We start from the raw sequence: 12998 nt of genomic DNA, 5'->3' as shown, positions 1-12998 counted from the left end.
AGAATGAGTTGTCTTACTAATGTAATCTCCTAAAGATGAAAGACGAAAAAAAAATACTAGAATGGATTAATGGCGAATTATCCGATCAAGAAATCGACGATTTGAAAAAATCAGAAGATGCTCTTGTCTTAGAAAAAATTGCTCATTATTCCTCTCACCTACAAGCGCCAGCAGTTGATGCTCAGGCCGCTTTAGAGCGCTTTAACCAACTTAAACTCGAGAAAAAAGAACCTAAAGTTATTCCATTAAATTATAAAATGTTCTTCAAGATAGCTGCAGCCATTGCGCTGCTATTTTCATCATCCTACTTTTTATTTTTTAACAACGATACTACTTTTAAAACTTCGGTTGCGCAAACACAGTCGTTTGAACTTCCTGATCATTCGAAAGTCACACTAAATGCTAGCTCAAAAATCACCTATAACGAGGAAAATTGGGAAGAAAATAGAGCACTAACATTAGAAGGTGAAGCCTATTTTGAAGTACAAAAGGGACAAACTTTTAGCGTAAAAACCAACGACGGAATTGTAAAAGTTCTTGGAACACATTTTAATGTCAAACAACGTGACAATTATTATGAAGTATTATGCTATGAAGGCTTAGTAAGTGTTACTCACAATAACAAAATTGTAAAGCTACCTCCTGGCAAAACTTTTAGACTAGTAAATAAAAAAATTGAATCTGTGGATGATTCTACTACTTCATCACCCTCATGGCTAGCTAAAGAATCTAATTTTGAACGTATTCCTTTCAATTTAGTTATTGCAGAGTTAGAGAGGCAATATGATATTACCATAAAAACAGAGGGTGTCGATACCTCAAAATTATATACGGGAACCTTTACCAATACTAATCAAAAATTGGCCTTGGAAGCAATTACTGTCCCGTTACAATTAAGTTATAAAATACAAGGCAAAACCATTATAATATACAATTATGCCGCACAATAAATGGACATTGGTGTTACTAATCCTACTATTTAATTGTAGTTATGGGCAGCAAAGCAATGCTTTCAAGCCACTCACAACAATAATAAAAACACTAGAACAGCGCTATAATGTAAAATTCTCTTATGCTGTCGAAGATGTTAAGGATATTGCAATCGAGTCGCCCCAATCTAGCTTAAGCTTATCAGAAACACTTGTTTATTTAAATAAAAAAGTTCTTTTAAATTTTAGAGCGATAGATGATCGCTACATTACTGTTTCATTACTAAATAAAACTGTCACAGTATGCGGTACGGTTTACAGCAAGGATCTAACAACTTCGTTGCCTGGAGCAAGTGTACGAATAGCTCAAAGTACAAAGAGTGCTATAACGTCGGATAAAGGATATTTTAAAATTGATAATATTAACTTGAATGCAGTATTAAATATATCTTACATAGGCTATGCCGACCAGCAGTTTACTGTTAAAGACCTATTGATGAACGAACAAAATTGTAAAAAAATAATATTACAAACCAGTAACGAGGAACTTAATCAAGTCTTAATAACTAAATATTTTACGACTGGTTTACAAAAATATCTTGACGGAAGCACCGTCTTGGAATCAAAAAAATTTGGAATATTACCCGGTTTGGTAGCGCCTGATATATTGCAATCAATCCAAGTCTTACCGGGAGTTGAAAGTACTAACGAAAGTATTGCCAACATCAACGTTCGTGGCGGAACAAACGACCAAAACCTAATGCTTTGGGATAATATAAAAATGTATCATTCGGGTCATTTTTTCGGCTTAATATCTGCTTATAATCCTAATGTTACCCGTAAAGTAATCGTTAGTAAAAATGGTACTAGTGCTGCCTACAGTGATGGCGTATCTAGTACTATAAATATGTTTACCAATGATAAAGTGGGTACTGTAGTAAAAGGCGGTCTAGACGTCAATCTAATAAGTACAGATGCTTTTATTGAAATTCCAGTAGCAAAAAACCTGCAAATAGATCTTTCGGCTCGTCGTTCCTTAACTGATTTTTTTAAAAGCCCTACTTATACTAATTATTTTGATCGTAGCTTTCAAGACTCTGAAATTAAAACTACTAATCAGGAAAATAATACTAGTTCTGATTTTTACTTCTATGATTATACTGCCAAATTGCTTTTTGACATTAATGATAAACACCATTTGCGTGCCACTGTTATAGGCATCAATAACTCCCTAGATTATTCCGAATTAAAAACGAACAATAGCAGCACGGAACAAAAAGCAAGTAGATTGGCTCAAAATAATGCAGGATATGGCGGTAACTGGGTCGCAAATTGGAGTGACCGTGTGAATACTGAAATGAGTGGCTATTTTTCTAAATACAATATAGACGCCTCAGATTATAGAGTCGAGACAGATCAAAGATTGACGGAAGCTAATGAAGTGTTAGAGACTGGATTAAAATTAAATCTCAATTATAAGATCAATAAACACCTAACTTTTTTGCATGGCTACCAATTGACAGAAACAGGAATGCTCAATCAAACAACAGTTAGGAACCCAACATTCTCTAGTACAATTAAAAATGTTTTGCTTACGCAAGCCCTTTTCTCTGAAGCAGAATATCATAAAAACAGTACGTACATACGACTTGGAGCTCGACTTAATTATTTTCAAAAATTTGACAAAATGATAATCGAGCCACGCTTAAACATAAGGCAGCAAATTTCTGATTTACTTGCGCTAAAAATCGAGGGCGAATTTAAGAATCAAACTTCTACTCAGATTATTGATTTTGAAGATGATTTTTTGGGGGTCGAAAAAAGGCGTTGGGTTCTTGTTGATAATAAAGCTATTCCTATAGCAACGAGTAAGCAGGCCTCTCTTGGCATAGAATTTAAAAGAAACCAATTCAACATAGATTTAACAGGTTTTTATAAATTTGTTGATGGTATTACTGCTTCAAATCAAGGTTTTTACAATAGCTTTCAGTACACGACAGCTACAGGAAATTATACTGCGAAAGGAGTTGAATTTTTAGTGAACAAATCTGGTAAAAACTACAGTATGTGGTGCAGCTATACTTTTAGCACTAATAATTACGAATTCGAATCCTTTACCCCTTCCTCCTTTCCTAATAATGCAGATATTAGACATTCTGCCTCTCTAGGTTTAAATTATGATCTATCTCCAAATTTCAAGATTTCAGTAGGAGGTATATGGCGTAGCGGTCAGCCCTATACTGAGCCTGTAGCAGGAAACGAAACCAAGAAAAACGGAAGTTTTACAATGGTTAATTATAGCAGTCCAAACAGTAAAAACTTAGATGATTTTATGAGAATAGACACCTCTTTAAGCTATGATTTTAAGTTTAATTCAGCTGTTAAAGCCACAATTAGAGCTGGAATTATTAATGTAACAAATCAAGATAATGTTATTAGCCATTACTATAAAGTAGACCAAAACGACCAATCTAAGACCATCAAAATAGAAAACAAATCCTTAGCGATGACACCAAACATCAACTTTAGAGTTAACTTTTAACTTGCTCATAAAAAACTTAAGGAGAATAGGTTTAATTTCTGTACTTTACGGCGAAATCAAAAGCAATAAATATGAAAACTAATACCAATTTAGGATTAGTACTAATTCGTTTTTCTGTAGGTGCTTTAATGCTACTACATGGCATCGCAAAAATTGGAAATACCTCATTTATTGAAGAGATGTTAGCTGACAAAGGACTACCTGTTGTGCTGGCTTACGGTGTTTATATTACCGAAATCGTAGCACCTTTACTTATTCTCATTGGTTTTAGAACGCGTTTAGCAGCAGGAGCTTATGTATTTGGAATTTTATTTATCATTTTTCTAGTACACAGTCAAGAGGTGTTTACATTAAACAAAAATGGAGGTTGGGCCATTGAATTATTAGGATTGTACCTTTTTGGTGCATTAGCCCTCTTTTTTACTGGAGGCGGCAAATATTCCGTTTCAACCTCGAACGCTTGGGATTAACATAAATAGGTTCAATAAAAAGCCCTTTTAACAATTTGTTAAAAGGGCTTTTTAAATTATGTTCCTATCTATTAGATTCCTGCAATAGCTTTTATTTCATCTATAATTCGAAAGGCTAGCTTATCAGCCTGTTCTTGTGATGGTGCCTCAGTATAAATACGAATAATCGGCTCTGTATTCGATTTTCTTAGATGAACCCACTCGTTAGCAAAATCGATTTTAACACCATCGATGGTAGTGATATCTTCATTCTTATATTTTTCTGTCATAGCAACAAGAATAGCGTCAACATCTATTTGAGGTGTTAATTCTATTTTATTCTTACTCATATAATACTCCGGATAAGAAGCTCTCAAAGCAGAAACTGTCATTTTCTTATTAGCCAAATGAGTTAAAAATAAAGCTACACCTACCAAGCTGTCACGACCGTAATGTGATTCTGGATATATAATTCCGCCATTTCCTTCCCCACCAATAATAGCCTTGTTTTTCTTCATCAACTCAACCACATTGACTTCGCCTACTGCACTCGCTTCATAACTACCCTTGTGAGCATTAGTGATATCACGTAAAGCACGTGAAGAAGACATATTTGAGACCGTGTTTCCTGGTGTTTTACTCAAAACGTAATCTGCACAAGCTACTAATGTATATTCTTCCCCAAACATTTCGCCATCTTCGCAAATAAAAGCCAAACGGTCTACATCAGGATCTACTACTATACCTAAATGAGCTTTTTCTTTTACTACTAATTCTGAAATATCAGTTAAGTGTTCTTTTAACGGTTCTGGGTTATGAGGAAAATGCCCGTTTGGCTCACAGTATAGCTTCACCACTTCAACCCCCATTAACTCTAACAATTTAGGAATAATGATTCCTCCAGATGAGTTAACACCATCTACAACAACCTTAAATTGAGCTGCTTTTACAGCAGCTACATCTACAAGCGGCAAATTTAACACTTCATCGATATGAATATCCATGTACGCATCATTCTCTGTGATTTGCCCTAAACTATCCACATCCGAAAAATCAAATGCTTCAGCCTCTGCAATCGCTAGTATTTTTTCTCCCTCTAAACCATTTAAAAATTCGCCCTTTTCATTTAATAACTTCAAGGCATTCCATTGTTTTGGATTGTGAGAAGCAGTCAATATAATTCCACCATCTGCTTGTTCTAATGGTACAGCAACTTCAACAGTTGGTGTTGTTGACAAACCTAAATCTATTACATCAATTCCTAAACCTATTAGCGTATTAACAACTAAATTATGAATCATAGGACCCGAAATACGGGCATCACGACCTACAACAACAGTGAGCTTTGTTTTTGAGGAATAGTTTTTTAACCAGGTACCATACGCCGAAGCAAATTTCACAGCATCTACCGGAGTCAGGTTATCCCCTACTTTACCGCCAATGGTACCTCGTATTCCTGAAATTGATTTTATTAAAGTCATGAGCTATTTTTTTATATAAGTATTTTGATTTTCGATACAAATATAAAAGTTCATAGGCTACAAAATGGTAACAAAGAAAGTTTTTTTATTATGCTTGTAGCTAACGCCTTCCCTTTTAATCTTTGTATATTTGATTTTTTACAATTTATTTGACATGAACTTTTTAGCACACATCTATCTTTCTGGCTCAAGCGACTTATTAAAAATAGGAAACTTTATGGCTGATGGTATACGAGGAAATCAATTTGCCAATTATCCGGAAAAAGTACAGAAAGGGATATTGTTACATAGAGCAATTGATACTTTTACTGATGCTCACCCCATCTTTAGAGAAAGTACCAAGAAACTTCACCCTAGATATCACCATTATGCTGGTGTTATTGTTGATGTTTTTTACGATCATTTTTTGGCTAAAAATTGGAGCTCTTATTCTGAAGAAAATCTCGCAGAATATATCGAACGCTTTTACCAATCATTAAGGGATAATCCAGCTATTTTGAGTCCGAGAACATCGGGATTTATGGATGTTATGTTCCGAGAAAATTGGTTATTGAGTTATAAAACTATAAATGGAATTAAACATATCCTAACGCAGATGGATCGCCGCACTAAGAATCAATCTAAAATGCAATTCGCAACTGAAGAGCTAATAGAGTTTTACGCTGATTTTGAAAAAGAATTTACTCTTTTCTTTGAGGAATTGCGTGCGTACGTTGCAGAAAAGCAAAAAGAATTTTAATTTTATTAACTTAAAACACCTAGCTAAATGAAAAATATCCTTCTATTTTTATTCGTCACTGGTATCAGTTGTTCATCGTTAGTTTACGGTCAAAAGCCAACTGGTCTGCAATCTAATAAGGCGATGGTTGTGTCTGCACGTGAAGAAGCTTCGCAAATTGGAGTAGCGATTATGAAAAAAGGAGGTAATGCATTCGATGCTATGATAGCAACTGAACTAGCTTTGGCCGTAGCCTACCCCTACGCAGGAAACATTGGTGGTGGCGGATTTATGGTATATCGAAAAGTGAACGGAGAAGTTGGAACATTGGACTACCGTGAAAAAGCACCTTTAGCTGCTACAAAAGATATGTTTTTAGATGACCAAGGTAATGTAATTCCGGGTAAAAGCACGGAGACTGCTCAAGCTATTGGCGTTCCTGGTACCATCGCAGGTATTTTTGCTGTTCATGAAAAAATGGGATCCTTGCCTATTTCTGAAATTTTAAAACCAGTAATAGCACTAGCCGAACGAGGCGTAATTGTGACCAAAAAACAAGAAGAACGACTGCATGAGTACCATGATGTTTTGGTTCAATACAACGGTCCTAATTCTTTGCTTTCCAATGAATATAAGGAAAATGAATTTATAAAATACCCTGCATTAGCTGCTACATTAAAACGAATCGCTAAAAATGGTCGCAATGAGTTTTACAAAGGAGAAACCGCCAAGAAATTAGTGGCTTACCTTAAAAGTAAAGGTGGAATAATCACTATGGAGGACCTAGCGCAGTATGAGGCAAAATGGAGAACTGCCTTATCATTTAAGTACAACGATTTAAACATTATTTCGATGCCTCCGCCAAGTAGTGGTGGTATTACTTTGGCACAAATTTTTAAAATGATTGCTCCCTACGATCTAACTAAAATGGGGCATAATTCGCCTGAAGCAATTCAGATTATTGTTGAAGCAGAACGCAGAGCTTACGCAGATCGTAATTTTTTTCTTGGTGATCCCGATTTTGTTAAAATGCCTATTACAGAATTGATGGACGACAGCTACCTAAAAATCAGGATGAACACTTTTAATATAAACAAAGCTACACTTTCATCTGATATTAAAGCCGGAAAGGTAAATTATAAGGAAAGTATGGAAACAACGCACTACTCTATAGTTGATCAATTTGGTAATGCTGTTTCAGCAACCACAACATTAAACGCAGGGTATGGTTCTAAATACTATTGTGACGAATTAGGATTCATGTTAAATAATGAAATGGATGATTTTAGTGCAAAGCCAGGCGTACCCAATATGTTTGGGCTAGTCGGAAATGAAGCCAATAGCATTGCTCCTAGTAAACGAATGTTGAGTTCTATGACGCCTACAATAGTTGAAAAAAACGGAAAATTGTTTATGGTGGTTGGTTCTCCTGGTGGGTCAACAATAATAACATCAGTACTGCAAACTATTCTTAATGTGCATGAATACAAATTTAGTATGCAAGAGGCGGTAAATGCACCTCGTTTTCATCATCAATGGTTACCCGACTTAATTACCTTTGAACCTAACGCTTTTAGTGCGACAACCCTTTTTAACTTAAAAAGTAAAGGCTATTTAATCAATGAAAAAAACACACCAGTTATTGGGAAAGTGGATGCTATATTAGTACTTCCCAACAAAAAATTAGAAGGTGGTGCCGACTATAGAGGTGATGACAAAGCTGCAGGATTCTAAATTAGATTTTTCACCTATTTCGCAAAAAATTAAAAATTTAATCTACATAACTGCAAAATAATCGATAGAAAAAGAAGCCTTTAAAAATTTCACTACCGCTGAAAATAATAGTAATTTAGCCTATTCAAATAAAAAAAATGTTTAAAAAATACCTTTCTAAACTAGAAGCTATCATTGCTTGGTCTCAATCCATTCTAACAGAAAAGCAATTTATATTCCTTTCCAGTGTATTAGTAGGTATTACTGCTGCATTTGCAGTTATCGTATTGAAGACATTTGCACATGGTGTTTATTCATTTGCTACCTATATTAATGGCATCTTAAAGTTGAGTTTCATCAATAGTATTTTACCAATAGCAGGTTTGCTTTTAACTGTTTTTGTTGTTAAACGGGTTTTAGGAGGCTCAATCGAAAAAGGAACACCTCAAATTTTATACGCAGTAGCAAAAAAAGCCAGTATTATCCCTAAAAAACAAATGTATGCCCAAATATTCACCAGCTCCTTAACTGTTGGTTTAGGTGGATCAGCTGGTTTAGAAAGCCCAATTGTAGTAACAGGAGCCGCATTTGGATCTAATTATGCTCAAAAATACAAACTTAGCTACAAGGATAGAACGCTGCTAATAGGTTGCGGAGTAGCTGCGGGAATCGCAGCTGCCTTTAATGCACCTATCGCAGGTGTACTGTTTGCAATTGAATTTTTGCTTGTAGATGTTAGTATCTCTGCTTTCACCCCTATTATGATTGCGGCGGCAACAGGGGCTTTAGTATCAGTTGTTGCTTTAGATGAAACAATTTTATTGAATTTTAAGCAACAACAAGAATTTGATTACCATAAAATTCCCTTTTATGTTTTATTGGGTGTGATAACTGGTTTTATCTCCATCTACTACACTAGAAATTTTAGAAGGACGGAGCATTTTTTTCATAAACTAAAAATGAATGCCTATAAAAAAGCACTTTTGGGCGCTAGTATTTTAGCTGTATTAATTTTTGTGTTTCCTACTTTGTTTGGTGAAGGTTATGAAAGCATAAAAGTATTAGCCGATAAGAATCCTGGCGAAATTTTAGAAAACACTTTGTTTAGCAGCTTTAAAGACAACACATGGGTATTGCTTGCTTTTGTAGGTCTTACGATGATGCTCAAAGTTTTTGCAACAGCAATTACACTAGGCTCTGGAGGAAATGGAGGAAACTTTGCTCCCTCTTTATTTTTAGGTTCTTATGTAGGATTTCTTTTCTCGAAAGCAATAAATTTCACAGGACTTACACAACTACCTGTTAGTAACTTCACCATGGTAGGAATGGCCGGAATATTAAGTGGCTTGTTTCATGCTCCCCTAACCGCAATTTTCTTAATTGCAGAAATAACAGGTGGCTATAGCTTAATGTTACCTCTTATGATCGTTGCCTCTATTAGTTTTGCTATTTCTAAACGATTTGAAAAGCACTCTATGGATGTCAAAGATTTAGTTCAAAAAGGGCATGCTTTTACTAGCAATAAGGATACTAATGTACTCTCAACACTTGATACAACTTCAATCATTCAAACCGATTATTTAACCGTTTCTCCTGACGAAAATTTAGAGAAATTAGTGGACTTGATTTCGCACTCTAATCAAGTTATTTTTGCTGTTGTCGACAAGGAGCAACATCTGTTAGGAATTGTTCATTTTAATAACATCCGAGAAATCATTTTTAATACGTATCGAGTTAAATATACCTTAGTAAAAGAGGTTATGGCTACTCCTGCTGAGGTCATTTACCCGTTTAATAGTATGGAAACGGTGATGAATAAATTTGAGCGTTCAAAATCGGCTTTTTTACCAGTCATTAAAGACGAGAAGTACTTTGGTTTTATATCTAAATCAATAGCTCTTGAGGCATACCGATCTAAGTTGAAAGCAATGACAATTGAATAACTCAAGGCAACAAACAATAATTACTTACAGCAACTACAACAGTAAAATAGTACCTTCTTTTTGCTATTTACTGCTTCAGCTACTGAAAACGACACGTCTTTCCTAGCCCTGATTGAAGTGAAAATCCTTGTGGGGCAAGTGTTTTGCCGCACAAGATTGAAGCGAAAAGCAGGACAAGACGTCAATATAAAACTACCTGCTTGTGCTCCTTCCTAACTACTATTTGCTCAGCATTTCATAACCTATTTTAACACAAAGTTCTAAACTGTTGTATCAAAAGAATAAATCAAAACAGTAACTTTGCTTTTTTGCTAAATTATGTTAGATACAGACAATACTATAGAAGTTCTAGGAGCTAGAGTTCACAACCTTAAAAACATTGACGTTTCAATTCCTCGAGAAAAATTAGTGGTAATCACTGGTCTTTCGGGTTCTGGAAAATCATCATTGGCATTTGACACTATTTATGCCGAGGGACAACGCCGCTATGTAGAAACCTTCTCTGCGTATGCAAGACAGTTTCTTGGTGGTTTAGAGCGACCTGATGTTGATAAAATTGATGGTCTATCACCTGTAATTGCCATAGAACAAAAAACAACCTCAAAAAGTCCACGCTCTACTGTGGGAACCATAACAGAGATTTACGATTTCTTGCGTTTATTATATGCTCGTGCTGCAGATGCTTACAGTTATAACACGGGAGAAAAGATGGTTTCTTATTCTGATGAGCAAATAAAAGACTTAATTATCCAAGATTTTAGCAAAAAGCGCATCAACATACTCGCTCCTGTAATCAGGGCTCGTAAAGGACATTATGGCGAATTATTTCAACAAATTGCGAAGCAAGGTTTCTTAAAAGTCCGTGTTAATGGACATGTGGTAGACATCACTTCGGGTATGAAGCTGGATCGTTATAAAACGCATGACATTGAGATTGTAGTAGACAGAATGGTTGTCGAAGGCACTGCTGACAATGAAAAAAGATTAAGTGAAAGCATTGATACCGCTATGCATCATGGTGAAAATGTCTTAATGATTCTGGATCAAGATTCTACTGAAGTGCGTTATTTTAGCCGAAACTTGATGTGTCCTACTACAGGGATCTCGTATCAAAATCCAGAGCCTAACTTGTTCTCGTTTAACTCTCCAAAAGGAGCCTGCTCGAATTGTAATGGCCTTGGGACGGTAAATGAGATCAATGTAAAAAAAATAATTCCTAATACTAAATTATCTATTAAAGCAGGTGGATTTGCGCCTTTAGGGGAATACAAATCATCTTGGATTTTCAAGCAATTGGAAATAATTGGTGAAAAATATGGTTTTAAAATCACGGATGCAATAGAAACTATTCCAGCCGAAGCGATGGAGATGATTTTGAATGGTGGGAAAGAAAAATTCACTGTTAATTCTAAAGATCTAGGTGTTGCCCGAGACTATAAAATTGATTTTGAAGGAATCTCTCATTTTATTAAAAACCAACATGATGAAAGTGGCTCGACTACAATTAAACGTTGGGCAAAGGAATTTATGGACGAAATAAAATGTCCGGTATGTGAAGGTTCCCGATTAAAAAAAGAAGCATTGTTTTTTAAAATCAATGAAAAAAACATTGCCGAATTGTGTGATATGGATATCTCCGACGTCACCTATTGGTTTGATAATTTAAATTCACAATTATCTGACAAACAACAACGAATAGCCTCTGAGGTAATCAAAGAGATTAAGGATAGATTGGCCTTTTTAATGAATGTAGGCTTGGATTATTTAGCTTTAAACCGAAGTTCAAAATCACTATCAGGAGGTGAAGCACAACGCATACGCTTAGCTACACAAATAGGATCGCAACTCGTTGGTGTGCTTTATATTTTAGATGAACCAAGTATTGGTTTACATCAAAGAGACAATGAAAAACTGATTCATTCCTTAGAGCAATTACGTGATTTAGGGAACTCGGTTATCGTGGTAGAGCATGATAAAGATATGATTGAGCGAGCTGATTATGTTATTGACATTGGTCCAAAAGCAGGAAAATATGGTGGCGAAATAATTAGCATTGGTACACCTGCTGAAACTCTAGCATCCAATACAATTACCGCACAGTATTTGAACGGAAAAATGAAATTAGAAATTCCTTCCAAACGCCGTGAAGGAAATGGAAAATTCATGAAGCTTACAGGCGCGACGGGAAACAATTTAAAAAATGTTTCAATCGACTTGCCATTAGGACAACTAATATGTGTTACGGGAGTATCAGGGAGTGGAAAATCTACATTAATCAATGAAACCCTCTACCCTATTTTGAATGCGTTTTATTTTAATGGTGTCAAAAAACCTCAACCTTACAAAAAGATTGAAGGATTAGAGCATATTGACAAAGTAATAGACATTGATCAAAGTCCGATAGGACGTACACCACGATCCAATCCAGCTACTTATACCGAGGTTTTTACTGAGATTCGAAAACTGTTCACTATGACATCCGAAAGTATGATCAGAGGTTATAAAGCGGGACGTTTCAGCTTCAATGTTAAAGGTGGTCGTTGTGAAACTTGCGAAGGTTCTGGGGTGCGCACCATTGAAATGAATTTTCTTCCTGATGTGTATGTAGAATGTGAAACTTGTCAAGGTAAGCGTTTTAATAGAGAAACATTAGAAATACGTTTTAAAGGAAAGTCCATATCAGATGTGCTGAATATGACCGTAGATGAGGCAGTTCCTTTCTTTGAAATGATTCCGAAAATATACCGAAAAGTAAAAACAATTCAAGATGTAGGTCTGGGTTATATAACACTTGGTCAACAAAGCACCACACTCTCTGGTGGAGAAGCACAACGAATTAAATTAGCGGGCGAGTTATCTAAAAAAGACACGGGAAACACTTTTTATATTCTAGATGAGCCAACTACTGGTTTGCATTTTGAGGATATTAGAGTGCTTATGAACGTAATTAACAAACTAGTAGATAAGGGAAATACCATCTTAGTTATTGAACATAACATGGACGTTATTAAGCTTGCTGATTACATTATTGATATAGGTCCTGAGGGAGGAAAAGGTGGTGGACAAGTTGTTGCTAAGGGAACTCCAGAAGATGTGGCAAAAAACAAAAAGAGCTATACTGCCAAATTCTTGAAAAAAGAACTAGCATAATAAGAGATATAAATCAGTTTAGCGCAAGATAGATGGAAGTATCTCTTTTGCGCTAAACTGATTTGCTCTAAGT

General features: G+C 35.5%; 8 protein-coding genes. 7 read left to right on the top strand and 1 reads right to left on the bottom strand.

The window, feature by feature from the left end:
- The first annotated feature begins 35 nt into the window (after positions 1-35).
- The 3 genes from H8R22_RS09425 (at position 36) to H8R22_RS09415 (ending at position 3941) form a co-directional block, all read left to right on the top strand.
- Positions 36-950 carry a FecR family protein gene (locus tag H8R22_RS09425; RefSeq protein WP_187010207.1) on the top strand — a complete coding sequence of 305 codons (915 nt, stop codon included), beginning with the start codon at positions 36-38 and terminating at the stop codon, positions 948-950.
- Entirely contained in the window at positions 937-3471 is a 2535-nt protein-coding gene (locus tag H8R22_RS09420; protein WP_187010206.1) for a TonB-dependent receptor domain-containing protein, read from the top strand. Before H8R22_RS09425 ends, H8R22_RS09420 begins: the two co-directional genes overlap by 14 nt.
- 71 nt (positions 3472-3542) lie before the next feature.
- A complete protein-coding gene (locus tag H8R22_RS09415) occupies positions 3543-3941 on the top strand; it encodes a DoxX family protein (RefSeq protein ID WP_187010205.1) in 399 nt (132 codons plus the stop codon).
- Positions 3942-4012: 71 nt separating this feature from the next.
- Here H8R22_RS09415 and glmM read toward each other — a convergent pair whose 3' ends face one another.
- Positions 4013-5401 (bottom strand): phosphoglucosamine mutase, encoded by a 1389-nt coding sequence (glmM, locus tag H8R22_RS09410; RefSeq protein WP_187010204.1) that lies wholly within the window; start codon positions 5399-5401, stop codon positions 4013-4015.
- 154 nt (positions 5402-5555) lie between these two features.
- Between glmM and H8R22_RS09405 the strand changes: the two genes are divergently transcribed.
- The 4 genes from H8R22_RS09405 to uvrA all read left to right on the top strand — a co-directional run bounded on the left by H8R22_RS09405 (position 5556) and on the right by uvrA (position 12925).
- The gene (locus H8R22_RS09405; protein WP_187010203.1) at positions 5556-6140 is read left to right on the top strand and encodes an acyl carrier protein phosphodiesterase; all 585 of its coding nucleotides are present in this window, start codon (positions 5556-5558) and stop codon (positions 6138-6140) included.
- A 27-nt stretch (positions 6141-6167) separates the two neighbouring features.
- Positions 6168-7853 carry a gamma-glutamyltransferase gene (gene ggt / locus H8R22_RS09400; protein ID WP_187010202.1) on the top strand — a complete coding sequence of 562 codons (1686 nt, stop codon included), beginning with the start codon at positions 6168-6170 and terminating at the stop codon, positions 7851-7853.
- 137 nt (positions 7854-7990) lie between these two features.
- A complete protein-coding gene (locus H8R22_RS09395) occupies positions 7991-9775 on the top strand; it encodes a chloride channel protein (RefSeq protein ID WP_187010201.1) in 1785 nt (594 codons plus the stop codon).
- A 318-nt stretch (positions 9776-10093) separates the two neighbouring features.
- Positions 10094-12925, top strand: coding sequence for an excinuclease ABC subunit UvrA (gene uvrA, locus H8R22_RS09390; protein ID WP_187010200.1), 2832 nt, complete (start codon positions 10094-10096; stop codon positions 12923-12925).
- Positions 12926-12998 lie beyond the last annotated feature (73 nt).

It is taken from the genome of Flavobacterium kayseriense (genome assembly GCF_014305095.1).
Lineage (GTDB): Bacteria > Bacteroidota > Bacteroidia > Flavobacteriales > Flavobacteriaceae > Flavobacterium > Flavobacterium kayseriense.
Note: the sequence above shows the minus strand (reverse complement) of the source record. Positions and strands in the feature narration are given on the sequence as shown.